Source organism: Verrucomicrobiota bacterium (assembly GCA_037139415.1).
Classification (GTDB): domain Bacteria; phylum Verrucomicrobiota; class Verrucomicrobiia; order Limisphaerales; family Fontisphaeraceae; genus JBAXGN01.
In genome coordinates this window covers 1-24,998 of record JBAXGN010000118.1, presented here as the reverse complement: position 1 = coordinate 24,998, position 24,998 = coordinate 1, and the positions used below count along the sequence as shown (strand labels likewise).

The window sequence follows — 24,998 nt, the reverse complement described above, 5'->3', positions numbered from 1 at the left end:
GTCATTGGCCTGCGGGCCTCTTCAATCCGTCCGCCCTCTCTACTCTACTGATGAACGCATTTTTCATCACAAAATGTGATATTTTTGTGATGAAATGAATTTTTATCACAATTCTTTGACCGCCGAAGACGTGGCCCGCGAATGCACGCCAATTGACGCGAACAACGAACAAATCCGAAGGCCGAAGGCCGAACCCAGAACAGGAAGCTTTTGCAGAAAAATGAACTGGCATAAAAATGGGAAGCCGGACATGGCAAAAATATTTACGGGCAGAAAAATAGAACTGAAGAAGATAGGAGCCTTGTAGCCAGGGAGTTGGGGTGGCAGGAATCTGGAACATGAACAATCCCGGCTAGAGAAAAACGAATGCTATGGTTTGACACATAAACAGGTGGGTCTGAGCCAATCCTAGGTCGGATTGGCTCAAGCCCAGGGCGGATTGGACAAAACCCACATGGATTTTTGACGTTTTTTGGTGGTTTTGGGCCGGTTGAACCTATTTTCCCGCCAAACCCATGTAGGTTACGTCCTGAAAATAAGGCACTTACGCAAAAACCGCCAAAAACATCAAAAAACAGGGTTTTCCAGCTTTAATGGCAGGCGTTAAAGTAAACTCTGGCACCCCAGCGCCGAATGAGATCTTTAGAAGTCCAAGCCAACATATACGTTACTCCGCCTCCGGCCATAAAATCCTCCATGCCGTTCAAGGCTTTATTCCTTTAGAATACTTTTCCAATGCATCTTTAGCCTGTGCATTTTTTTGTTCAGCCGCCAAGCCTAAATACTTTAGCCCAATCAAATCATCCTGTGGCACTCCGTCTCCTTTTAGATAACGTATCCCCAAGCTATATTGGGCATGTGATATGCCATTATCCGCCTCATGGATCAGCCATTGAACGGTTCGCGCCTCCAAACCTGGATCTTTGACAACCGGCGCTGGATCTAGGTTGGACGGGGTATTGTTTTTTGGAGCAGGTGTTTCAGGTTGTACGGTCTTAACTTGCGGCACATTCAAGGTTGAAGCTGGTTTGGTTACTTGTGATGTCGAAGACGTTGGGTTGCATGAATTGATTGCAGTGTGCGCAAGAACCACCATGATAATACCTGGTACCAATAAACCAGAGCATCCTATGCGTAATTGCATTCGTCCGACTTTATACCCTTCTTTTGCCAACAACTCTATACCACGCGGAGAACCAGCCTCAACCAATGACCCGCTACCACATGATGCGCAGACAAGTTTTACTTTAGCCCTTCGGCTCGTGCCAAATCCATACCGCACGCCACGTTTGCCAATGCTCCAGCCGGAATAATTTCTTCGGCCTTCGTCCTCTACCGGCCAACCATGCCATCGGCAGCGAGTACAAACCGAAGCATTGGATGGAACTGTTGCTTCATCGGGCATATTTACGGTCTCCTAAAATAGTTTTAAAACGAATAGCTTTTTTCCCGCGCTGCTTAACCTCACGCTGGATGATCAACTTGAATTTGTTTAATGGCTTCATGCCAGTTTCTTCGCCAGGTGTTCTTCCGGAATTTCCTTCACCGTCAAGTGATTTTGCCGGTCTTGGAAGAAGGTGTCAATATTCGGACGACTCTCCTTATCCTTTTGCTTCACTTGGGTAGCGTACCAGCCGTCCATGAATTCAAACTCCCCGGTGGTTTTGCCCCGTCGTTGCGGTGCAGCACCGGCAGGGAAGATACGGCCATCAATGTCCATAGTCATCATTTGAATTTCATCGCGCTTAACGCGAGAAGTTTAAGTAATGCAGCCCCAATCGGTTCACAGTATTTCACGCGTTCAGCCCACACTTTTACTGGTTCAACCCACTCAGGTCGCAGTTCTTGTTTTTCGGGGCAAACTCGTGCTACTAATGCTGGAAGAAATCCGGCAATGCCATTTGCCTGCTCAACCATCGCTTGTTTACTGGCGGTTTTCTTGAATGAAATGCCTTCTTGCAATAAGGCTTCTCGAAGTATGTCCTTCGTAACTGCCTGTGGCACTTGAGTAATTTGGGTTGGTGGGCAGAAGAAATCCAGCCATTCAGTGTAGTGTTGATTCCATTTAACTCCACAGCCATAAAGTCGGTCATCATAGTACAAATTGAAGCGCAGTGTTCCCTGCCCCCAATTGCGGACGAGATAATCATAAACAACAGCCCGAACCATTGGCGGAACAACTTTTAACTTCTCGGCTGCTGTTTCTGCAGCAGCCAGAGGGGACATGGCCTTTTCTAACGAGCATTTAGCACCCTTAGCCCGACCAAATTGAGCCCCGAGAAACGACTCTTTGGTAATTTCAGACTGTATGACACGCAGTAGCTCCTCATGATAAGCGGGAGCAATCTCTAACTGGCGGCTAGCCACTGTTGTTGTCGCTAACAAGCTTCCAACGAATACTGCACCTTGCCCGCCGCACATATGTGCACGCATTGAAAGGATGTAGATGGCGTGTAATTCATATTTTGCCGTTTCGGATAGCATGATCCATGATGGCAAACGGGCTGCTAGGACTTGTTTGAGCATATAGGCCGAGGCGTCACTTTGGCACGTTAACATGCTCCATAACTCATTAATCGCTTCATATCGGCCGGTCCGAAGCCAGGCGGCGACATAGGGTGTGAAATCAACTACCGGCATATTAGAGCCGGAAGAATAGAGAGGGTCTAGTAATGGATATTCAGGATGGCACCATTCCCTAACGTCTTCATAAAGTTGTGTTACTTCAGCTGTCCTAAATTTTGAATTGAACATTTTTGTGAATTGATGGTGGCTTATTCTTTCTGAAGATCAGACCAAGCATGAACTAATATGTAATTACGGACTATCATGGCGGTCCTCGAAGGCGCGCTTCTCCTTGGTCTCGCCCCAAAAGACTTCGTAGTTGCGGTTGGAGTTGAACGGCGGGTCAATGTAGATGAGGTCCACGCACTGATCGGGCAGCTTGCGCAACTGTTCCAGGTTATCGCCGCAATAGATGACGCGGGTATCCCGAGCGCGGAAGGCCGACCGGCAGGCTGGTTCGCCGCCGGGGTTTCCGGGGCAGCTTCGGTGGAGTTCTTTGACTTCGCTTGCTTGACCATGGAGCGAGAGTAAGGGAAACGGGCGCGCCGGGTCAATGCTGGGATGAGTTGACCCGAGCGATTGGCGTTTTGGCGGACAGCCTCTTGCCGCAACCGCTTTCAGGGTTGCCCGATCACGGTAAGCGGCGCAACCAAGGTAGAATCGGCCCCTTATCCCCTTACCGATTCAACCTTGGCCTTTGGTGACGCAATTCCTTCAGAATTGTTTCTTCGCACCACCCGCCGCCGCCCAAACAAACGGGGGATTGGATTTCCCCAATCCGATAGGATTGGCAGATAGTAGCCGGGCGCGAGGGGCACGGGGCGCGACCACCGGTAAACCGCAGAAGTGTGATGCACCCCGAAGCGGGTGCCAGAGATTCCGAAGCAATGCCTCTCCGGACAATCCATGAGGCGTTGTTATGGGGCTAAACGACAAGGGTGAGCGACCGCCGCCGACCGGGGCGGTGGAGCGCACGAGGCACTCCAGAACTGCCACCCAGCCTCGAACGGAGAAGCGGGGCGGCGGGATCAAGTCATCGCATTATCTCATGGGGCTACCTACAATCCTTGGCCAAGCCCCTTTGATGCTTCCGAAATGACGTGTCAGTCGCTTAAAGTCACTTTGCTCTGGATCGGGGCAAACGGGTTTTCCATCCGGACCCAAGTAGAGGCACCCCATTTCCGCCGGCGGCAGCTTGGCGATCAGCATCTCTGCGGCGGCGATAGCCTGAAGAAACTGCTGTTTGAAGCGGACAGGGTCTCCAGGAGGGGACATTTGCAACCGATTCCAATCCGCCGCTTGAATGGAAAATTGACTGAACCGCTTGGCGCTATCCAATAAAAGCTCGGGGGTAAGCCCGGCATCCTTTCCCGCTGCCGCCCAAACCAAGGCTCCCACGGGTAAGTGCCGATTATGCAAATACATGACATCCACCCAGTCTCGCAATTTTTCCCTGGAACCAAAGGCCAGTATTTTATTGGTGGCCGCATCCCAAAAATTCAATCGCCAGCCCATCTCCACATCTGGTTCCACCGGAAAAAAGCGAAAGGCGCTATCTTGAACCCATTCCAGTTTGGTAGCCAGCTCGCCCTTGGTCACAATCGCACGGCAAAAAGACTCCTGCTGACTAGTCACCTCCACGCAATAGCCCGCCCCCTGAAGCGTCTTTAGGTCAGTGGTTACAGCGCGCTGCACCGCATCAACGGTATCATGGAAGACATCAATGTCTGCCGAGCTACGCGGTGAATCCGGTGATTGATGCAAAACGGTGGCCCCGCCAATGTAACTGTCCGGGTTGCGTTGGCTGGCCAGCGTATGCAGCACTTCACTTTCAAATGGGCCTATGGGCATAATTCAGCAACAATTCGGTAGCCTTTGTGGCCGCCATTTAGACGCAACTCGCGGATGACAAAGGGAATGTCCTCCTCGGTGATTTTCAAATCCCGACGGTACGACCAAAAACACTGCGCATAAAAATCCTGGTATGCCCGCTGTGCTAATTCCAGCCGGCGATTACTCTTGGCTTCATCCGTCGTGTCCATCGCCAGAGAGTAACTCATTCCCGGATCCTTTTCAAGCAGGCTCATGATGCTTGTTATTGGGCGTCCAAACCGGGCGGGACACACCGCCCGGTTTTTCGTTATCGGTGCCTCCCGGCCCCAGCGGCTTGGGAAATGGCCTCGCCCATTTGGCAAAATTTGGCGGGAATTTTTCAAATTTTAATGTTCATCCGGCTAATTTACAGTCACTTACGCAAAAAGCCTCGAAAAGCGCCAAAAAAACGATGGGCCCGGCTTTAATGGCGGGATGTTAAAGTACAGTTCTGGCACCCATTCTGGGTGCAGTTGGGTTTATTGGGCGGCTTTCCGGAGGTCATGCCCCGATCCCGCACAGACAGCGCCGGGCTGAAAGCCCGTGATGTGATAGCTTGGGGTGAAGCCCCAAGGAAACGAGGAACCACCTTATTGCCGCCGCCCTGAAAGGGCGGGATGTTCAGTTCCATGATTGTCGCCCGCAACGATGGTGCCGCCCATACAGGGCGGAGCGGTTGGCGGGGAACGTATTCCCGGGCCTTCAGCCCGGGCTATCACATGTCGGGCCTTCGGCCCTGCCACCCCATGCGGTCCACCGCAGAGAAAAGACGCATGCACCCCGAAGCGGGTGCCAGAGATGCTGAGGCAATGCCGTTTCGCATTGACCCGAGGGGCCTTTTTAGGGATGGTCGGCACCATGAAAACCAACTGGCCACCGGAAACCACGAACGAAATGTTCGTTCAGGAATACTGTTCGGCCACACCCTATGCGCCATGAAAAAGGAAGCCACCATCATGCTGCTGGGCGGGTTGCTCATTGCGTCACTCATGTTCGTCACATGGGCGGAGGTTGGTATTTCGACCTGGATTGTCGGCCATAGCGGGGTGGAGGACCTGATGGAGAAAGACGGAAAGCATACGCTTCTGTTTCTGAAGGACGCATTCTTCCATTTGAGCTCGGGCATTTATCTGGCGGAGATTGTGGCCGGAAGCATTCTGCTCTGGTTGTTATGGCGCAGATTCTATGGAGAGCCGAGATGAGAGGCGAGCCGTCGCTCTGGCCGAACAAACCGGCTGCAGGCAACGCCGGGATCGTGCCAACAGCCGTTTCGCATTGACCCGAGGGGCCTTTTTAGGGATGGTCGGCACCATGAAAACCAACTGGCCACCGGAAACCACGAACGAAATGTTCGTTCAAGAATACTGTTAGGCCAATACTGCATGCGACGATCACTCCTAGCGATTCTCTGTTTAGTAAGCGTTGTCGTATCGGCATCGTGGCTGGTCGGCTACGGCCGTGCCATTTGGCCGTTCGTGGCCGATGGGGTTCGCGACCGGGACATTTCCTTCCTGACTTACCCGAACATCAAGTGGTACACGGAGGTTGACGAGACGACCGGGCGGATGAGCGAGATGAAGATTGACTGGTTCAGTGTCGTGGATGGGCCGACGGGCATCGTGTATGCCCATCGCTACTTTCCGTGCTGGATTGTTTCCCTGGGCGCTGCGTTTGCCTTCGTAGGTTCTGCGGCGGCTGGCCTCACGATGTGGCCTGACCGTGCTGAGGATCGTGTATGACTTGGCCCAACAACCCGGCTGCCGGTCTGCCGTCTCGACTGTGCAAAGGGTGTTTTTGAACACTTTTGCTGGTTTTGGTGTCCATTTGGCGTTAGGATTTTACGAACATGAATACGGGCATAAGTGCAATAAACAATGAAGTGCAGCAGGCCTCCGCGTTTGTCAGGCCGCTGTTTACCGAAATGGGGCGGGTAATCGTCGGCCAGACGTACCTGGTGGAGCGCCTGGTGGTGGGGTTGCTGGCCAATGGCCACGTGCTGCTGGAAGGCGTGCCGGGGCTGGCCAAGACGCTATCGGTCAAGACGCTGTCGTCGTGCCTGAATGTGAAGTTCTCGCGGCTTCAGTTCACGCCCGACATGCTGCCGGCGGATGTCGTCGGCACCCAGATTTATAATCCCCAGACCGGCGGGTTCACCACCCGCAAGGGGCCGGTCTTTGCCAATCTGGTGCTGGCGGATGAAATCAACCGGGCGCCCGCCAAGGTGCAAAGCGCGTTGTTGGAGGCGATGCAGGAGAAGCAGGTCACCATCGGCGAGCAAACGTATAAGCTGGAGGAGCCGTTCCTGGTGCTGGCCACGCAGAACCCCATTGAACAGGAGGGCACCTACCCGCTGCCGGAAGCCCAGGTGGACCGCTTCATGCTGAAGTTAAAGATTGGGTATCCCAGCCGCGAGGAGGAACGCCAGATTCTGGACTTGATGGCCCGCACCAGCGATTTGCCCGCCGCCAAAGCCGTGGTGGAGCCCAAGCAAATCCTCGCCGCGCGCAAGGTGATCAATGAGATTTACGTGGATGACAAGGTGAAGGATTATATTGTGGACCTGGTCTGCTGCACGCGCGATCCGTCCAAGTATAAAATCCAACTGCAGGGCATGATCCAACTGGGGGCTTCGCCGCGCGCGACGATTGCGCTGACGCTCGCCGCCAAAGCCCACGCGTTTCTGCGCGGGCGCGGCTATGTCACCCCGCAGGATGTCAAAACCATCGGCATGGATGTGCTGCGCCACCGGGTCGCGGTGACCTACGAGGCGGAGGCGGAGGAGAAGACCAGCGAAACCGTCATCCAGAAGATATTCGATGAACTGCCGGTGCCATGATGATCCCGCGCGAAATATTGAAGAAGATCCGGCGGATTGAGCTGCGCACAAACCGGTTGGTCACGGAAACCCTGGGGGGACAATACCACAGTGTTTTCAAAGGCCAGGGGATGAACTTCGAGGAGGTGCGCGAATACCAGCCGGGGGATGAGGTGCGGGCGATTGATTGGAATGTCACCGCCCGCATGAATCATCCGTTCATCAAGAAGTTTGTCGAGGAGCGCGAACTCACGCTGATGCTGGTGGTGGACGCGAGCGGTTCCGGCGTCTTTGGCTCGGCGCAGCAATCCAAGCGGGAACTCGCGGCGGAAATCGCCTCTGTGCTGGCGTTCTCCGCCATCCGCAACAACGACAAAGTGGGGCTGATCCTGTTCACGGATGAGGTCGAGCATTTCGTCCCGCCGCGCAAAGGCCGCCGCCACGTCCTCCGCGTTATCCGTGAGATTCTCTTTTACGAACCCAAACGCAAGGGCACCAACCTTTGCGGCGCGATGGATTTCTTCAACCGGGTCACACCCCACCGCGCCATCACGGTGGTCATTTCGGATTTGTTGATGGAGAATTTCAGCACGCCGGGCCCCAAGGGCGGGCGTCCGCCCAGTCTGGCGTTGCGCCAGGCCAATCGCCGGCACGACGTGGTCTGCGTGCAAATCACCGACCCGCATGAATATGAGTTGCCCAAGCTGGGCCGCCTGGTGCTGGAGGACGCGGAGACCGGGGAAGTGGTGGTGGTCAACACCAACGACGCCCGCACGCGCACCCGGTTTGCCGAGCGCCGCGCGCAAATGCAGACGGACCTGGAAAAATCCCTGCGCTCCGCCCGCATTGACATGATCCGCCTGCGCACCGATCTGCCGTATGACGCCGCGCTGGGGCGTTTCTTTGAGACGCGGGAAAAGCGGAGGATGAGAGGCTAATCCGCCCATGGCGCTCACCAATTCAGCACTGATCGTCCCCGCCTCGCCCGTGTCCACCGTGACCACGAACGAGTTGCTGCCCATCCGCCCGCCGGTGTTCATTCCCACGGGTTGGGAATGGCTTTGGTGGACGCTGGGCACCTTGGCCGTGCTGGCCGCGCTGGGAGTGGGCGGTTATTACTTCTACCGCTGGCTCACGAAACGAGCGGAAACCCCGCCGCCCGTGGAACCGCCACACGTCCGCGCCAAACGCCGCCTGGAGGCCGCCCTGCGTTATCTCAGCGACCCGCGCCAGTTTTGCAGCGCCGTCTCCGATGCGTTGCGCGTTTACTTGGAGGAGCGCTTCCAATTGCGCGCCCCGGAACGCACCACGGAAGAGTTCCTCCAGGATTTGCAGCGCACCGAGGTGCTGACCAAAGCGCAAAAGGAATGCCTCACCGATTTCCTGCAACAATGCGACTTGGTTAAGTTTGCCCGGTTTGAGCCCACCGAACTCACGTTGCGGGAACTGCTGGAAACCGCCTTGCGGCTGGTGGATGAGACCGCGTATGAGGCGGTTTCAACGCCTGCTGTCCCCGCCAACCCGCCGCCACCACCACTGCCCACCACGCCATCTTCATGACCTTTGGCTGTCCATATTTTTTGTTGTTATTGCTGGCGCTGCCGCTGTTGGCGTGGCTCAAGGGGCGGCAGGGGCGCGCGGTGGCGTTTGTCTATTCCTCGGTGGACATGGTAAAGCCCGATCACGCAGCCAGCCGGGCTTCCGCCGGGGCACTGCTGGCGAACTTGCGCTGGCTGGTGCTGGGCGTGCTGATCCTGGCCCTGGCCCAACCGCGCCTCACCCATACCGAAACCAGCGTCTCGGCCAGCGGCGTGGATATTGTCGTCGCCGCCGATCTTTCCGGCAGCATGATTGCCGAAGACTTCGAGATCAAAGGCAAGCGCCTGAGCCGCATCGCCATGCTCAAAGAGGTGCTCAGCAAATTCATCGCCAAACGCACCAGCGACCGCATTGGCTTGGTGGCCTTTGCCGCCCGGGCATACGTCGCCTCGCCGCTGACGTTGGACCATGATTTCCTCCAGCAAAACCTGTCGCGCCTGCAACAAGGCACCATCCAGGAGGACGGCACCGCGATTGGCTCGGCGCTGATGGTCTCCTTGAACCGCCTGGAAGACGTTAAATCAAAAAGCAGAATTGTCATCCTGATGACCGATGGCCAGAACAACGCCGGCAAGGTCGCGCCGCTGACAGCAGCCGACGCCGCCAAAGCCTTGGGCATCAAGGTTTATACCATCGGCATCGGCACCCGTGGGCAAGCCCCCATGCCCGTCCGCAATATCTTCGGCCAAATGGGCTACCAAATGGTGCCGGTGGATATTGACGAGGATACCTTGAAGCAGATCGCCGACCGCACTGGCGGCCAATATTATCGCGCGGATAACGCCGAGAAATTCCGGGACATTTACCAGGAGATTGACCGGATGGAAAAAACGGAGATCAACGTGAAGAAAGTCGCCCGCCACACAGAATTGGCGCACTGGTTCGCCCTTGGCGGTCTGGGTTTATTGCTGCTCGAACTGCTCCTGGCCAACACGGTACTGCGGAGGTTACCATGAAATTTGCCACGCCCCATGTTCTCTGGCTTTGCCTGCTGTTGCCCTTGCTGGGCTGGTTCCTGTGGCGTGCCGTGCGCCAGCGTCAGCAAGCCCTGACCCAATTCATCAGTTGTCACCTGTTGGATTCGTTGACGGTGGGTTTTTCGCCCGCCCGGCAAAAACTCCGTTCGTACCTCCTGCTCGGCGCCGCGTTTTTCATTATTTTGGCCGCCGCCCGCCCGCAATGGGGCTTTCATTGGGAGGAAGTGAAACAACGCGGCCTGGACATCATCGTGGCCATTGACACTTCCAAGAGCATGCTCGCCGAGGACATCAAACCGAATCGTTTGGAACGCGCCAAGCTCGCGGCGATGGACCTCATGCAGCAATCCAAGAGCGACCGCTTGGGCCTGGTGACGTTTGCCGGCACGGCGTTCCTGCAATGCCCGTTGACCCTGGACGAAGGGGCCTTCCGGCAAAGCATCAACGCGCTGGATGTGAATATCATGCCCCAAGGCGGCACCGCCCTGGCCGAGGCCATTGATGCCACCCGCAAAGCCTTCACCAACGCCGGCGACAGTCATAAGGTCCTGATCATCTTCACCGATGGCGAGGATCACGAGGAAGGCTCGCTCGAAGCCGCGCAAGCCGCCGCCCAGGACGGCGTGAAAATCTTTACGGTCGGCATTGGCAGCCCGGAGGGAGAAGTGCTGCGCGTCACGGATGGCGCGGGACGTCGCGAACCCATGAAAGACGACGCGGGCAAAGTCATCGTCTCCAAATTGAATGAAGGGCTGCTGCAACAACTCGCGAAGGCGGGCGGCGGGTTCTACCTGCACCTGACCGGCGCGCGTACCATGGATGTGCTGTATGAAAAAGGCCTGGCTCCCTTGCCGCGTAGCGAACACTCCGCCCGCGTCATCAAACAGTTTTACGAACGCTACCATTGGCCGCTGGCCGTCGCGCTGCTGTTACTGGTGATTGAAGCGCTCCTGCCAGCCCGGGGCGCTGCGGGCAAAGTCAAATTGACGGACGCCAAATCCGTGGCAGCCATGCTTCTGTTGTTCCTGGCATGGCCGGCCATGGGCGACACCGGTTCCCCTGCCCTGGCCAAACAGCATTATGATCGTGGCCGTTACAAAGCAGCCCGGGACGAATATCAGCGGCTGCTGGTTAAGAAACCTGAGGATGCCCGCCTGCACTACAATCTCGGGGCGGCGGCATATCAGGCGGGCGACTTTGAAACGGCGGTGAAATCCTTCAGTGCCGCCACCGCCTCCCCGGAGAATCTGGCGTTGCAACAAAACGCCTATTACAATGGCGGCAATGCGCTGTATCGCTTGGGGGAAGGCGCCTCGGACATGAAGGCGAAAAAGGAAAACTGGCAGTCTGCCACCAACCAATACGCCTTGGCCATGCGCCTGAATTCCAAAGACTCCGAGGCGCAGCACAATTACGAATTTGTCAAAAAGCAGCTCGAAGAGTTGGAGAAGCAACAGCAGGAGCAGAAGCAAGACCAGCAATCGGATCAGGACAAAGACAAACAGGATAAACAGGATAAACAGGATAAGCAGGACCAACAGAAACAGGATCAATCCAAGCAACAACAAGACCAACAGAAAAAAAATCAGCAACAATCCAAATCCGAGCAGGACAAGCAGAAGGAAGAGCAGCAAAAGCAGGAACAACAGAAAAAAGAACAAGAGCAGGCCCAGAAACAGCAGGAGCAAAAAAAACAGGCTGATCAGCAACAAGCCAATAAAGACAAATCAGGAGATAAAAAAGACAAACCCGAGGATAAGCAGGCCGCACAGCAAGCGCAGGCCGTCGCCATGCAGATGAGTCCGGAACAAGTCAAACAACTGCTCGAAGCCAGCAAAGTTGAGGAGCGCCCCCTTATCTTTGTCCCGCCGGAAAGCGAAACCAAACCGCGTAAACCCACCGGAACGTTTAAGAACTGGTGAGTGAATCTGCATGGCGAATAAACACCGAAAAATAAACCACAGAAAACCCTTTGAAATCAGACAACGGGTTCCGTCTTCCTCTGGTTTCGGCCTTCAGATTTCCGCTTTAAACGCATAACCCGCTGCAGTTAAAAAAATATTACTATGCCCTCAACATATCGGAGCCAGTTTACAAGCAAACATGTGGTGTTGCCGGTTATTCATGTGGAAAACGCCCGGCTGACACTACGCAACATGGCCCTGGCACGTCAGGCTGGTTGCGATGGCGTATTTCTTATCAATCATGGGATTTCCGATGAAGAGTTGCTGGACCTGTTTAAAAACGTGCATCAGGAATATGCGGATTGGTGGGTGGGCTTGAACTGTTTGGGGTACACCTTCAAGCAGACCCAACTATTCCCGCTGCTGCCCAAGGCGGTGGCCGGTCTATGGGTGGACAATGCCATGATAGACCACGAGGCCGCAGTGCAAAAGGCCGCTGAAGCCATCCTGAAGGCCCGCCGTGCTTCGGGCTGGTCGGGGCTGTATTTTGGCGGGGTGGCGTTCAAATATCAAAATGTGGTTCCGCAGGATAAGCTGGCCACGGTATCACGCCTGGCGACCCAGTACATGGACGTGGTCACTACCAGTGGGCCAGGAACAGGAAGTGCCGCAGAGGTGGACAAAATTCGAGTCATGAAGGATGCCATCGGGGATTCTCCGCTGGCAATTGCCAGCGGAATTACTCCGGAAAATGTCGGCGACTATTTGCCCTACGCCGACTGTTTTCTGGTCGCCACAGGTATTTCGAAAAGTTTCAGCCAACTCGATGCAGACAAGGTGTCACAGTTGATGGAAGTTGTTAGAGGGTGAGACACGGCGTCAATGCCCGCTCGGACTGGGGCCGCCCATAAGATTGCCCACGCCATCGTCCACGACGGTCATTATCCCCTTACTGGAGATGGCTTGGATGCGATAGCGGAACCCGCCACCGGCATCAAGCGTAAAATAACCGACATGGTAGGCATCGCCGTGGAATTTCTTCGACGGTAGCCCTTTGGGCGTGGATTCCTTGGTGACTGGCTTGGCCCCCCCCGGACTGACGGAAAATTCCTGGAGCCCTTTCGTCTCGGGTACCGCCTGGCCATCGGGATCAAGCGGGCCATACCGTTCGTACACATGGTTGTGTCCGTTGATGATGAGGGCCGGACCATGCGCATAAAGGATATCCCAATATGGTTTGACCTTGGGGTTGCCGCGATGCTTGGCGTTTGAAAAGAGTGGGTAATGCCAAAAAGCCAGCACCGGTGTTTGAGGCTTGGCAGCCAGATCTTGCTTCAACCATTGCAGTTGGGCGTCCGCTGGTTTTCCGCCCTTGACCAGGGTCACGCTGTCGAGGCTGACGATATGCCAACCACCCAGGTCAAAGCTGTAATACATCTGCGGCATGTGCGCCGCGCGCCCCCAGAATTCTCCGTAGGGACCGAAGGCGGGGGAGTTATAGGCATCATGGTTTCCCGGGCACGGATAAATTTTGTCCATAAATCGGTCATAAGTGCCCTGGTACAAAGCCTTGTAACTTTTCAACGGTGTCCGCCAGGTATTGCAGGTGTCGCCAGCCAGCAACACCGCCGCAACGGAGGGATGATGGAGAATGGCATCCGAGACAATTTTGGCGCCAGGCGTATAAACATCGCCGGTAACCGCGATGGTGACGCTTTCCTGGGCGCGGGTCGTGCCCACGCAGATCACCGCCAAGCAGACTGCCAGCAACCACGTTTGAAATGCGGCTGTTCTTATTTTGCGCTTAATCATGACGAAGAATGTTTTTTTACACGGGAAAAGTCAAACCTGCACCAGATTCCGAGGTTCCTGGCTGCGCAACAGGGCCAGCAGACCGGAGAAACGTTGCTGGGTTTTGTTATTGTGGACAGCCATGCCCAGGGCCTTGCGCTGGCCAAGGAGCACCACCAGCTTTTTGCCCCGGGTGATCCCCGTGTAAATCAGGTTCCGTTGCAGCAGCAGGTATTGCTGCATCGCCAGGGGGATGACGACGGCGGGAAATTCCGAGCCTTGCGATTTATGAATCGTAATGGCGTAGGCCGGGGCCAGTTCGTCCAATTCGCCAAACGCGTACACCACCTCGCGCATATCGTAACGCACCGTGAGTTCCTGTTCCATGGCATCCAGGCGCGTGATCTGGCCGATGTCCCCGTTGAACACGTCCTTGTCGTAATCGTTCTCCGTCTGAATGACCTTGTCGCGCAGGCGGAATTGCCAGCCGAATTTTTCCACGAAGGGCTCGTGCTCGCGGCGTGGATTGAGCGCGTTTTGCAGCGCGGTGTTCAGCTCGCGGACGCCCAGCGAGCCGCGGTTCATGGGGCTGAGCACCTGAATGTCCCGCAACGGATCGAGTTTGAATTTGGCGGGAATGCGGTTGCGCACCATGTCCAGCAGCAGGGTGGCGGTCTGCTCGGGTGTTTCCCGTTCGACAAAGTAGAAGTCGGACGTCACCTCGCGCTCCGGCAACTCGGGCATCTGGCCCTGGTTGATGCGGTGGGCGTTGGTGATGATGTGGCTGCCGGCGGCTTGACGAAAAACTTCGGTGAGCCGCGCCGCCGGCACTTGCCCGCTTTGAATCAAATGGGCGAGCACCATGCCGGGGCCGACCGAAGGAAGTTGATCCACATCGCCCACCAGCAGGAGGCTTGCGTTTTCCGGCAAGGCGCGCAGCACCGAGTGCATCAGCGGCGTGTCCACCATGGAACATTCATCCACAACCAGCAGATCGCATTCGAGCGGGTTGCGCTCAGTGCGCGCGAAGCCACCGGAGTTGGGCGTGACTTCGAGCAACCGATGGATGGTTTTGGCCTCCAGCCCGGTGGTTTCGGTCAATCGTTTGGCGGCGCGTCCGGTGGGCGCGCACAACAGGCAGCGCAACCGCTTGGCCTGGAGAATTTTCAAGATGGCGTTGACCAGCGTGGTTTTGCCGACGCCCGGGCCACCGGTAATGATGAGTACACGACGGGTCAGGGCTTGGCGCAAGGCCTCGCGCTGGCTGGGGGCCAATTGCCGGTTCAACCGGCCCTCGCACCACGCCAGCGCCTTGTCGAATTCAATGGGTGGATAGTTGGATTCCCCCCGGCAGAGCGCCAGAATTCGGGAAGCAATGCCTTCCTCGGCCCGCTTGAGGCGGGGCAAATACGCATACGATTCCCCCTCTACGACCGAGAACACCAATTCCTTCTGGAGCAGCGTTCGCTCCAAAGCCGCGTTGATGGCAGGTTCCTGCACCAGCAGCAGTTTGCCAGCCTGATCTTTCAGGTACCCCACCGGCAACGCGCAATGCCCGTCGTCCATCGCCGTTTGCAGCACATGCGCCAGGCCGGCACCGCAGCGCAGCACGGAATCATGCGGGATGCCGAGTTTCTGCCCGATTTGGTCTGCCGTCTTGAAACCGATGCCGGGGATGTCCCGCGCCAAGGCGTAGGGATTGGCGCTGACTTGTTCAATCGCGGCTTCACCGTAGGTTTTGTAAATGCGCACCGCCCGGCTGGTGCTGACCCCGTGCGAATGCAGGAACACCATGATCTCCCGGATGATTTTCTGTTCCGCCCAGGCACCCTTGATCTGGTGGCGGCGCTTGGGGCCAATCCCCTCGATTTCCTCCAGCCGCGCCGATTGGTGCTCGATGATGTCGAATATCTTCTCGCCGAATTTCTCGACCAGCTTGGCGGCATAGATGGGACCGATACCCTTGACCATGCCGCTGCCCAGATATTTCTCGATCCCCTCGTGGGTGGTGGGAGCGCTGCAGGAGAGTGTATCTCCGGTAAATTGCAGGCCATGCTCGCGGTTCCGGGTCCAGCGTCCATGCGCGGTGAGCCATTCACCGGGGGAGACGGTGGGTAAATTGCCCAGCACCGTGACCAGGTCGCGTTGTCCGCGCACCTTGACCTTGAGGACCGCAAAGCCGTTTTCCTCGTTGAAAAACGTCACGCGTTCGATCAGGCCGGTCAGATTGTCCGGTGCCATTGGTGTGGTTGTGTTCAAGCTGCCTTGAAAAATGTCATTTCCCGGCTGGCGAATAATCGAACCGGGGCTTGGCGAATCAGCGCCCGTAGAAACGCGCTAATCGCCGCTCCGCTCACTGAGCCTTCCCGGACTGAAAAAATCGCGGGTCAGCGGCGGAGTACTCGCCAGAGACGCGTTCATGGTTCCCTCACTTTCACCCGGTAAAACCGTTTTCCGCATGCCGCCGATTGGCTATCCATAAACTCCAGGGCGCCAGCAAATGTTTCATTCGTGCATACCACCGTCCACCCAGTCAGGTCCGTGGAAGCTTCCACCGCCACCCGCGTCCCCGCCGGTCCATCCAGCCGCAACTGCCATCCTTGCTCACCCAATCGGGACACTGGCCGCACCCGTGTGCCGGGCAGCGTTTCAACCCGCAGGCGCGTGGGTTCCTGTCGCACCCGCCAATCACAGGCGCTCCCCCCTGCCAGCGTCACCGTTCCAAACCGGCCGGTGCTGCTCCCAAAAACCATGGTATCAAAACCCGTCCCGGCCGGTGGCAGCCAGCCATTTTTGAAAGATACTTGCAAGTTCCCGCCCAAGATCACGCCATCGCCCAAAGTCAGGTGCCCATAATCCGCCGGGTAATTGGTTCCGCCCCACCGGAAATGCAATTGCGAATCCGGACCGAACATCACCTGCGCCTGGCTGGCATCCAGATTGCCCTGCTCCACCTCCCATAAGCCATTATTCACCAGCATCCAACCCACCGCCCCGGCAGACGTGAAAGCCAGCGTGCCCGTGCCGCTCTTGTGCCATCTCCCGTTGTTGACGAAACTCGCCGCCGCGCCCGTCGCATACCAACTTCCGCTGCCGCTGACCTCTAACCAGCCCCGATTCGTAATGGTTGCCCCGCTCCCCACCGTGATATCCGCCGCGTTCGTCCACCATGTCGTACCAGCCAACTCCAACCGCGTTCCGGCTTCGAGGTTTTTTGCCGCACCAGACCGAATGAAAAACTGGCAACCAGCCTCGAATAATTGCCGGCCACCAAGACTTCCGCTGCACCAGCCGAACGTTCCCGTCCCCGCCACCGATCCGGTCCCGTGCCAGACGCCATTGGACAACTCCAGCCAACCTTGGTTGGTAAGCACACACCGCCCCAAATTGGTTACCGCCAAGCTGCTGATCCGCAGCAAACCGGGACCGGCAATCCGCGTGCCACTCTCCAGGGTAGCCGGGCAATCCAGTTGCACCAATCCGCTGGTTACTTCCAAAACGCCCCGGTTTAACCACTGCCACCCGCCATTGAGATTGGCCAACAACGTGCTGCCGCTACCGCCATTTTTTCGGAACGTTCCCGCATTGATAAAGATTGGCACGCCATCGCCACCGAATGGGCAGTATATCCGGGCATCGTTCTGGACTTCCATCTGCCCAAGGTTCACGAAGCGCGCACCCGAATACCCGGCGAAATCGCCGCTGCCGCTCCACGTCAGCATCCCCCGGTTCGTCAGAGTGCCGCCGCTCAAGGTTTTTTCTGTATCACCCGTCATCCGGACGGTCAGACCGTCGCCCAACGTCAGGGTGCCCGCAACGCGTCCGGCGGACCATTCCCACGATGCTCCCGAACCGGTGGCCAACACCTCCGCCTCGCCGAGCAGTTGCGCTCCCGAGCCTTCACACGCCAGCACCCCGTTGGTTACCCGACATTGGGCGGCATCGAACGTAACCGCATCCGCCAGCACAAACCGTCCACCGCCATCAAACCGGCACTGCCCGGAAATGCGATGCCCGTTCTTGTTCCACTCCAGGCGCGCCCCCGGTGAGGCCACGAACGTTGCATTCGTGTGGAAACTGCCGCCATTCCAGCGCAAGACCCCGCCCAAAGCTTCCACCCGCCCGGAATTATGAAATTCCACACCATCCGTCGCGGCAAACAAAACCGTGTCCGGCTCCGGTCCCTTGCGGAAGGTTCCCAGATTAAAAAAACGCGGTTTGGTGGCGGCACTCGGGCATTGAAAGGTACCCCGGCCAGCCAGTTCGAACCGTCCCAGATTCATCAGTCGGACGCCGGAATTGAACTGAAGTATCATCTGATTCGTGGAATAAATCGTCCCCAAATTGGTCAGCGTCGCCCCGAGTACAAGCGTGGTCGGACCTTCCAACCATAACGTGGCGTTGGCATACACCAACAGCGGCGTCAGCAGATCACCGCCGGTCCAATGTCCACCCTCCGTAAGGGTCAGCGCACCGCCGGTAATGCGTCCCCCAGCCAATTCGAGGGCGGCAATCGTCACCGGATCACTCAGCGTGAGTATCTGCCCGTTGTTAATGGCGGTATCGTTGGTCCCCGGCGGCCCAACCGGCGACCAAGTGGTGGGTAAATGCCAGGAAGCAGACTGCACGGCAACAAACGTTCCCGCCCTGCCCTGCCCGATCAGGCCGGACAAGGCGACAAGGATCGTTGCGACCAAGACAACGCGGCGATTTAGGAAAAAATTGATCATCAGAAACCATTCCATGCACGTTATGTTTTCCTGGGCGTTATGTTTACCAAAGTGATTTCTGAATTTCAGTAAAAAACGTTTGAAAAGTGCGCTGTCAAATGTCTCGCCCAGCCTGCCCATGGGTAACAGTTCTCCATGACCGCGTTTGAACTGGTTTTTTAACGCCGCACAGCCAAGAAATTATCGGTATATGATCGTTCCCGAGATACCGCAAATACAATCGTGGAAAGCAACTTTACGGATAATATTTTTTCAACACCGTGTCCCCGATCAGTTTGGCGGTTTCCTCATGGGTCAGCCAGTCCGTATTGATGACCAAGTGATATAACAACGGGTCGTCAATGTCGGCCTGGAAATGTTTTTTAAGATAACGCGTCCGGCCCTGGTCCGTGTGCTGAACGAATTCGCGGGCCGCCCGCTGGGATAACTGTTGCGTGGTTTGAATGCGTTGCACCCGGGTCTCCAACGGGGCCACCAGTCGCACATGCAATACGTTCTCCAACCGGCTGGTGATGACGTGGGCACCGCGGCCAACCAGGATGACGTTGCCCAGATCCGCCAGTTGCAGAATGGTTTCGGTCGTCTGGCGCTGCAGCGTATAAGAGGGCGGATGCAGCCCCAGCAACTCCTCCATGATATCGGCAATCATGGATTTCTTGTCCTCCGGCAGATATTGCGCCAAACGAGTGGGCAGATTGTGATCCGCCAGCACCTTTTCCATCAGGTTCTTGTCGAATACCGTCCAGGGGCAGGCCGGCTTTGGGCCGTGCTTTTGGAGGTAATCCGCCAGCAGGCAGGCCACCGACGTGCCACCCGCGCCGGTCTGCCGGGAGATGGTGATCGAAGGATTGGCACGCAATCGGGCTGCTTGCGCACGTGGTTTGCCGGGGCAGGCCAGCCCCAGTTGGCAGTCAATATAGCTTACGCACTGGCTTAATGAAATGTTTTCATTCATACTTCTTCCACTCGCTCCTTCCCAAGGTTAACTCGCCTTAACGGTTGCCCCCTCATTCGGAGGCCCACCGTGGCTTTGTAACCATACTATAAACCCGCAGACGAAAAAAATCAATCAGAACCTGCTGCGATGAAATAATCGCGGCTATTTTCCCCCGCTCGTAACGCTGCCGAACTGGATGGATTTGATTCGAATCCAATCCCCTGAGTTGGCTTTGCAGCCCGGATCAATGCGTAGTTGGGTGATGATGCCGGTATAATTCGTCTGACTGGCCAGGTTTAGTCGGTAGGTATGAAATTGACCATTCGGGGTGACGGCAAAGGGTACGGATTTTTTGGCGTCAAATCCGCGCGCCTCAAATGTCCGCCAATATATCCGCCCGTTGGGTTGCGTCGTTTTGGCGGCAGCTTCAATCAGCAGCACGGGTGCCTGGGCGGCGGGCCAGAAGCCTTCCGGCCCAAGCAACTGCGGTCCAGCCTGAGCCAGGGTGATGTTTAATTCCCCCGTAATCGGCCAACCGGCATCCACCGCGTTGACGTAATACCAGCCTTGGCGGTCATTGGTAAAACGGTAGGCAGGCGGTGCGGTTGGGTGTGGTTGGGCGTACACGTATTTGCGAATATCCGCGAGCGTACCCAACACCAGATCATACCGATAGTCGTGCTGAATATTGTAATCAAGAATCTCACTCCGGATGGGCGCGATGTAACACGTGGGGCCATCCAACGAACCGCCCTTGCCCGGCTTCCCGGCAAAACCACCGATGAACCGTACCGCCCCTGGGTTGAACACCCCCAGACCCCACTCCTGATCATTCACCATGGCCGCCCAATTCTCCGTGGCCAACCAACTGGCCCAAGGACCTTTTTCTTCGGGCTTCTTCTCAATGCGCGTCAGTGGCGCGCCCGAGAACGGCTGCTCGCCACTATATGTCATCAACCGGTAGAAAGGCCCATTGACATAGACGGCGGGACATTCCTGGTGCCGGCCACGATACTGGGTGCGATCTGGCCGCGCGTTATTCAAACGGCAGCGTGCGTGTGCCACGGGACCATCCAACTCCACCCAGGATTCAAACGTGCATTCGCCCGGCACGTTGGTCAGCGGCCAATGCATGGGGATGCATTTGATATACAGTTTTTTTCCATCATTGGTGTGGGCGATCACTTTGGATGGCGTCAGGCTGACATCGCCAGTCTGAATCGGGTTCCACCCCAGCCCTTTCCAATGTTCATGCGGCACATTGGTCCCGACAATGTACGGATTGGGACCGGAATAATACGACATCTGGATTTGGCGTCCATAATCGGCGTTGTTGATGAGGTTGGCATCCGTGCCGGAGGGGGAAAGGTAGGTAATGGCGCCGCCCAAGCTCAAATCCACTCCGAGCTTGATGACGCCGTTATCAATGAAACTCATCTGTGGCGCGGGCCGTTTCGGCTTGGGCGCGGGAGCCCCCGCAATCCCAATCGTGCCGGCCACCAGCACCGAGATTCCAGCAAGGACGCAAGCGTGAACTTGTTTCTGACTCATAGATTGATGATGCTTCGCTTCGTTTACTTCTTGAGGTCGGCGCGGATACCGATCACGTCGCCATTGGGAAAGGTGACAAAGTTGGTGCGGTTTTCGCGGTCGGATTTGGGCATCCCGCCACGTTCAAGGAAAACCCGCGTCAAGCGCCCGCCCTGGATGGCTACCGGCACGCGCACTTTACCGTAAACATCGGATTGCGCGACCACAGCATATTGCCCGGCATGCAAGGTCTCCAAGGAGGGGACAGGGTCGTCTATGCCAACATGATTCATCACCAATCTCAGTTTCTGGCCGTCCGCATCATAAATAGTGTAGCTGGTGTGCGGATGATGCCAGATGAGACGGCTATCCCCCGAAATGGTCGCGGAATACACCATCAGTTGCCCAACATTCATAAAGGAGTTGCCGGGAGTGTCCGGTCCCACCGTCGGCAGGGTCATCGTTTCCTGCAACGACGCGCAGCCTGTCAACCCGGCGGAAACCGCAACGAACATGATCCAGTTCTTAAAACGCATGACCCAAAAATAGGCAACCCCGGAAAAAATGCCAGCCTGGAGTAACCGTTTTTCATAAATCCTGATTGGCGGTTGAGGGAAAACGAGCTAAGGTTGAGCCCACGATAAAACGACATTATGAAATTGACACAACACGCTTGTTTGATGATCGCGGTTTTTGGCCTGGCGGGATGCGCCATGACGGGTGAAAAAAGTGCGGCCCCCAACACCTTGACTGCGCAAGAGAAGGCCGAGGGCTGGCGGCTGCTGTGGGATGGCCAAACCACCGAGGGCTGGCGGAGTGCGCGGCGCGATAAATTTCCCGAAAAAGGCTGGGCGATCAAGGATGGTTTATTGTGGGTGGACGCCTCGGGTGGCCAGGAATCGGCGGAGGGCGGGGACATTATTACCAAAGAAAAATTCGCCAACTTTGAACTGTTGGTGGATTTCAAAATTACCGAAGGCGCCAACAGCGGCATCAAAATTTTTGTGGACCCGGAATTGAACAAAGGACCAGGCTCTTCCATCGGCCTGGAATTCCAGATTTTGGACGATGCCAGGCACCCCGATGCGAAGCTGGGCCGCAATGGCAATCGCACCATGGGTTCGCTCTACGACTTGATCCCGGCGCCCGCCAGCAAAAAAGTCAATCCCATCGGGGAGTGGAACCAGGCCCGCATTCTATCGCAAGGCAAACATGTCGAGTATTGGCTGAACGGCCAGAAGACTGTCGAATATGAACGCGGCTCCAAAGAATTCCGGGATTTGGTCGCCATCAGCAAATACGTCAAATGGCCCGGGTTTGGTGAATTGCCCACCGGCCACATCCTCTTGCAGGACCATGGCAACCGCGTCGCGTTTCGCAACGTCAAGCTCCGTGTCCTATCGGAAAAATAATCTCCCACCTCAGACCACAAGTCCCGGCGGCAGCCCGGTTTTCGTCACGAAGATAGCGGTCATTTTGTGCCGCGCGCCATCCGGCATCGTTGCGCGATTCGTTGGCTAGACGATGCGAGGCAACCACCCGGTTCATATCATGAACAAGCAAACCCTGGTCAAAAAGATCATCAAGCATCTGACGGACGAATTGGAAGTGTATTTCAAGGCGGCCCGGGCGGCGCACGCGGAGGCCACGCATGAACAGAGCAAGGCCGAGAACAAGTATGACACCCGCGGATTGGAAGCCTCATACCTAGCACGCGGTCAATCCCGGCAAGCCGCCGAGATTCAGTCTTCCATTGCTACGTTTGAAAAGCTGGACCTCCGCGCGTTTGGGAAAAGCGAGCCGATTGATCTGGCGGCGCTCGTGGAGCTGGAATTCAAAGGGGAACGAACGGTACATTTCATCGCCCCCCGCGCTGGCGGCACGGAGGTGGTGCACGAAAAACGGGAAGTGATGGTGATCACCCCGCAATCTCCCCTCGGGGAGCAGCTTATCGGTAAACAACAAGGGGACTTGCTGCTGCTTAAGCTGGCGGGTCTCCGCAATCAATACCGAGTGGTAACCGTGGAGTAACCGAATTACGGCTCAATCATAAAGATATAGCCGTCTGAACGCGCCCGGAATAGACCGGTGCCCAGATTCCCATCATCCAGTAAGCGATCAATTTCCTGCATCTGGGTGGCATCGGCAGTGGGTTGATAGACGGACACCCCCGCCTTGAAACCGAATTGCCCGTTGTCCCAGTCCCACTGGCCGCCGATCGGCGTGGTGCCCTGCCATAAAGTCACGTTCAAATAAGGGGCCATCCCCGGCGGAACCACGGAGGGTGTGGTGTCGGGTGGATACTGGCGATTTTCCAAACTATACAAAGTAAAGGCATCCGCAAAGGTTTTGATGCTTTTCACAAAAGCGACGTTTTGAGCGGATTTACGTGCCTTGACGAAGTTGGGAACTGCAATGGCCGCCAGCAAACCGATGATGGCAACCACAATCATGATTTCCACCAAGGTAAAACCTCGTCTGCTCGGGTCCGTTTTGGACACGTTCAACGATCTGTTGGTCACCGGCGTCACAAGAACAATAAAGCACATCTGTGGACAAATTCAACGTACTATTTCAACGGGGATGGCCGGCAGCGCTCCGAGGGAGATGTGCCGGCGATTTGCGGGTGGCGCTTCCGTTCCCGCTGCCAGCGGTGCTTCCGCCGAGGCTTGAATGATGAGGTTGCCCTTATAACCGGGTTTGATTTTGGCGGCGTCGGTCTGGAGTAAATTCTCCGTCGCGGAGGCTTCCGTGATGCTGATTCCATCGGGCGGTTCGCTTAACTCGAATTGGACTTGGTTCACGAGTGGGCCAGTCGGTAGGCTGAAGCGAAGTTTGGCGGTGCCACCGGAGGTAATCTTGACGGGCACCGCGCTGAGAATTTGCGAGGCCGCTCCGGGCTGGAAGCGTCCGGTGACCGCCACCTTCAATTCCTGGGCGGGAACGAGATGACGGTAGGCGAATGCCTGCATCATATCGTCTGCCGGCAAGGCCGAACGAATGATCTCCCGGCCTTGGATGGTGGCCTGGCCTTCGACGTGCAGGCTGAACGGTTCCATGCGGGACGACGGCGAGGAGTCGAGCGTGCATTTCACCAGATCCTGGTTCTCTGGAATCTGGGCGCCGATCAACGTGAAACCTTTGGGGGCTTCTTTCAATCGTAATGTGATGGGACCGGTGAATCCATCTTTACGCAGTGCGTGGACGGTCACGGGGAAGCCAGTGCCCGAGACATAGACACCGGTGGCATAAAGATTTTGTCCACCGATGGTCGCCTGGAACGTCGTGCCTTGCCGCCCGTCGGCGGGATTTAGGTAGCCAATATGGGGTTCGCCCTGCGACCGAGCGCCCGGTGCGAGCAATAGCCAGAGCGATATCAACGTCAGTCCGAAGTACGGTGTTTTCAACAGATTGTTCATCTAATTAGTACGCATAATGTTCCGCTCATCTATGGCGGTCCTCCGCAGTATTTGAACTTCCTGGCGGTGTAGTTGGTCCGCTATTCGGTGGAACACCTTGTTGGGTGTGGATTTCCTGTACATGGAGACCTTTAGTGACCAACTCAAAAGAAACCCAGCTACAAGCTATGATGAACAGCAAGCCGTATGATGCCAGGTTGACAGCGAACACCCCGCGACGAAGACGTGCAGGATCGCGGTCGCCCAACTCTGTGTGCAGGAGCGGCATTCAAGGCTAACCGAAAGATAAAACACGGCACCAACAGCAGCGCAATGGCTGCCGGTACCATCCAATGTAAGGAGTTCTCATCCGGGCTGAGCCACGCCACACTGAATAGGAATCGCAATACCTGCCAGACAGGACCGTCAGATTCCCACTTCCACTTATCGGCCGCCAGCCCAAACGGCAGTATCACCGCAAATGCCAGCGCGAGCATCGCTAGCCACGCCAACGGAACGCCCACGAGGGTCGAAAAGACACTCGCCTTTCCAATGCCAATGAAAGCATCACGAAGGAAGAGTGAGACCCAACGACGAATGAGCAGTGCTTCCACAATAATCACTGGCACCAGCGCGCGGAGCATGAGTGGCCAGTGAATGAAAATCATCGGTACCCCAACATTGGCGAAGATGGGCATGGCGCTCATTTTTTAACATTATTGTCAAATGAACTTGCCATTCATTGTTTCCAGTGCCCAGTTAATTATCATGTCACAAACGTTCCACAGGAAAGCGCATCCGGTCAATGGGAAAACCGTTGCGGGAGTAATGCGTCAGTGACGGCGGGAACGGCAGGGTTTTCATAAAAACACAAAAAATG

Annotated in this window: 24 protein-coding genes; 10 read left to right on the top strand and 14 right to left on the bottom strand. The window is 56.3% G+C overall.

What is annotated here, in order from left to right; genetic code table 11:
* Positions 1-703: 703 nt before the first annotated feature.
* From WCO56_19305 to WCO56_19280, 6 genes are all read right to left on the bottom strand, one after another.
* Positions 704-1,405 (bottom strand): hypothetical protein, encoded by a 702-nt coding sequence (locus tag WCO56_19305; GenBank protein ID MEI7731728.1) that lies wholly within the window; start codon positions 1,403-1,405, stop codon positions 704-706.
* A gap of 96 nt (positions 1,406-1,501) precedes the next feature.
* On the bottom strand, positions 1,502-1,729 hold the full coding sequence (locus WCO56_19300) for a hypothetical protein (protein MEI7731727.1): 228 nt from the start codon (positions 1,727-1,729) through the stop codon (positions 1,502-1,504).
* A complete protein-coding gene (locus WCO56_19295; protein MEI7731726.1) occupies positions 1,726-2,754 on the bottom strand; it encodes a hypothetical protein in 1,029 nt (342 codons plus the stop codon). The genes WCO56_19300 and WCO56_19295 overlap by 4 nt, the downstream gene beginning before the upstream one ends.
* A gap of 63 nt (positions 2,755-2,817) precedes the next feature.
* Positions 2,818-2,952, bottom strand: coding sequence for a hypothetical protein (locus WCO56_19290; protein MEI7731725.1), 135 nt, complete (start codon positions 2,950-2,952; stop codon positions 2,818-2,820).
* A gap of 654 nt (positions 2,953-3,606) precedes the next feature.
* Positions 3,607-4,416 (bottom strand): nucleotidyl transferase AbiEii/AbiGii toxin family protein, encoded by an 810-nt coding sequence (locus WCO56_19285; protein MEI7731724.1) that lies wholly within the window; start codon positions 4,414-4,416, stop codon positions 3,607-3,609.
* The gene (locus tag WCO56_19280; GenBank protein MEI7731723.1) at positions 4,407-4,652 is read right to left on the bottom strand and encodes a hypothetical protein; all 246 of its coding nucleotides are present in this window, start codon (positions 4,650-4,652) and stop codon (positions 4,407-4,409) included. Before WCO56_19280 ends, WCO56_19285 begins: the two co-directional genes overlap by 10 nt.
* A 558-nt stretch (positions 4,653-5,210) precedes the next feature.
* Here WCO56_19280 and WCO56_19275 point away from each other — a divergent pair.
* The 8 genes from WCO56_19275 to WCO56_19240 all read left to right on the top strand — a co-directional run bounded on the left by WCO56_19275 (position 5,211) and on the right by WCO56_19240 (position 12,602).
* Positions 5,211-5,639: a hypothetical protein gene (locus tag WCO56_19275; protein ID MEI7731722.1), complete on the top strand. Its 429-nt coding sequence runs from the start codon at positions 5,211-5,213 to the stop codon at positions 5,637-5,639.
* 180 nt (positions 5,640-5,819) lie between these two features.
* Positions 5,820-6,176: a hypothetical protein gene (locus tag WCO56_19270; GenBank protein ID MEI7731721.1), complete on the top strand. Its 357-nt coding sequence runs from the start codon at positions 5,820-5,822 to the stop codon at positions 6,174-6,176.
* 107 nt (positions 6,177-6,283) lie between these two features.
* The gene (locus WCO56_19265) at positions 6,284-7,273 is read left to right on the top strand and encodes a MoxR family ATPase (protein MEI7731720.1); all 990 of its coding nucleotides are present in this window, start codon (positions 6,284-6,286) and stop codon (positions 7,271-7,273) included.
* Complete coding sequence (locus WCO56_19260) at positions 7,270-8,190, top strand: DUF58 domain-containing protein (protein ID MEI7731719.1); 921 nt, start codon at positions 7,270-7,272, stop codon at positions 8,188-8,190. Before WCO56_19265 ends, WCO56_19260 begins: the two co-directional genes overlap by 4 nt.
* Positions 8,191-8,197: 7 nt before the next feature.
* Positions 8,198-8,812, top strand: coding sequence for a hypothetical protein (locus tag WCO56_19255; protein ID MEI7731718.1), 615 nt, complete (start codon positions 8,198-8,200; stop codon positions 8,810-8,812).
* Positions 8,813-8,832: 20 nt separating this feature from the next.
* A complete protein-coding gene (locus WCO56_19250) occupies positions 8,833-9,807 on the top strand; it encodes a VWA domain-containing protein (GenBank protein ID MEI7731717.1) in 975 nt (324 codons plus the stop codon).
* The gene (locus WCO56_19245) at positions 9,804-11,750 is read left to right on the top strand and encodes a VWA domain-containing protein (protein ID MEI7731716.1); all 1,947 of its coding nucleotides are present in this window, start codon (positions 9,804-9,806) and stop codon (positions 11,748-11,750) included. Before WCO56_19250 ends, WCO56_19245 begins: the two co-directional genes overlap by 4 nt.
* 144 nt (positions 11,751-11,894) lie before the next feature.
* Positions 11,895-12,602, top strand: a complete 708-nt coding sequence (locus tag WCO56_19240) for a BtpA/SgcQ family protein (protein MEI7731715.1) — start codon at positions 11,895-11,897, stop codon at positions 12,600-12,602.
* A gap of 9 nt (positions 12,603-12,611) precedes the next feature.
* Here WCO56_19240 and WCO56_19235 read toward each other — a convergent pair whose 3' ends face one another.
* From WCO56_19235 to WCO56_19210, 6 genes are all read right to left on the bottom strand, one after another.
* Entirely contained in the window at positions 12,612-13,544 is a 933-nt protein-coding gene (locus tag WCO56_19235; GenBank protein MEI7731714.1) for a metallophosphoesterase, read from the bottom strand.
* A gap of 30 nt (positions 13,545-13,574) precedes the next feature.
* Positions 13,575-15,764, bottom strand: coding sequence for an ATP-dependent RecD-like DNA helicase (locus WCO56_19230; protein MEI7731713.1), 2,190 nt, complete (start codon positions 15,762-15,764; stop codon positions 13,575-13,577).
* Positions 15,765-15,940: 176 nt separating this feature from the next.
* Entirely contained in the window at positions 15,941-18,268 is a 2,328-nt protein-coding gene (locus tag WCO56_19225) for a hypothetical protein (GenBank protein ID MEI7731712.1), read from the bottom strand.
* Between the two features lie 220 nt (positions 18,269-18,488).
* On the bottom strand, positions 18,489-19,208 hold the full coding sequence (locus tag WCO56_19220) for a cytidylate kinase-like family protein (protein ID MEI7731711.1): 720 nt from the start codon (positions 19,206-19,208) through the stop codon (positions 18,489-18,491).
* Positions 19,209-19,352: 144 nt separating this feature from the next.
* Positions 19,353-20,741: a hypothetical protein gene (locus tag WCO56_19215; protein MEI7731710.1), complete on the bottom strand. Its 1,389-nt coding sequence runs from the start codon at positions 20,739-20,741 to the stop codon at positions 19,353-19,355.
* A gap of 23 nt (positions 20,742-20,764) precedes the next feature.
* Complete coding sequence (locus WCO56_19210; protein MEI7731709.1) at positions 20,765-21,256, bottom strand: hypothetical protein; 492 nt, start codon at positions 21,254-21,256, stop codon at positions 20,765-20,767.
* 117 nt (positions 21,257-21,373) lie between these two features.
* Here WCO56_19210 and WCO56_19205 point away from each other — a divergent pair, with 117 nt between their 5' ends.
* Together WCO56_19205 and WCO56_19200 are read left to right on the top strand one after the other, a co-directional pair.
* Positions 21,374-22,132: a DUF1080 domain-containing protein gene (locus WCO56_19205; GenBank protein MEI7731708.1), complete on the top strand. Its 759-nt coding sequence runs from the start codon at positions 21,374-21,376 to the stop codon at positions 22,130-22,132.
* Between the two features lie 139 nt (positions 22,133-22,271).
* Positions 22,272-22,751 carry a transcription elongation factor GreAB gene (locus tag WCO56_19200; GenBank protein MEI7731707.1) on the top strand — a complete coding sequence of 160 codons (480 nt, stop codon included), beginning with the start codon at positions 22,272-22,274 and terminating at the stop codon, positions 22,749-22,751.
* A gap of 5 nt (positions 22,752-22,756) precedes the next feature.
* On the opposite strand, the gene WCO56_19195 is transcribed toward WCO56_19200, so the two are convergent.
* Both WCO56_19195 and WCO56_19190 read right to left on the bottom strand, forming a co-directional pair.
* Positions 22,757-23,227 carry a type II secretion system protein gene (locus tag WCO56_19195; GenBank protein MEI7731706.1) on the bottom strand — a complete coding sequence of 157 codons (471 nt, stop codon included), beginning with the start codon at positions 23,225-23,227 and terminating at the stop codon, positions 22,757-22,759.
* Positions 23,228-23,281: 54 nt separating this feature from the next.
* On the bottom strand, positions 23,282-24,139 hold the full coding sequence (locus tag WCO56_19190) for a hypothetical protein (protein MEI7731705.1): 858 nt from the start codon (positions 24,137-24,139) through the stop codon (positions 23,282-23,284).
* Positions 24,140-24,998: the final 859 nt, after the last annotated feature.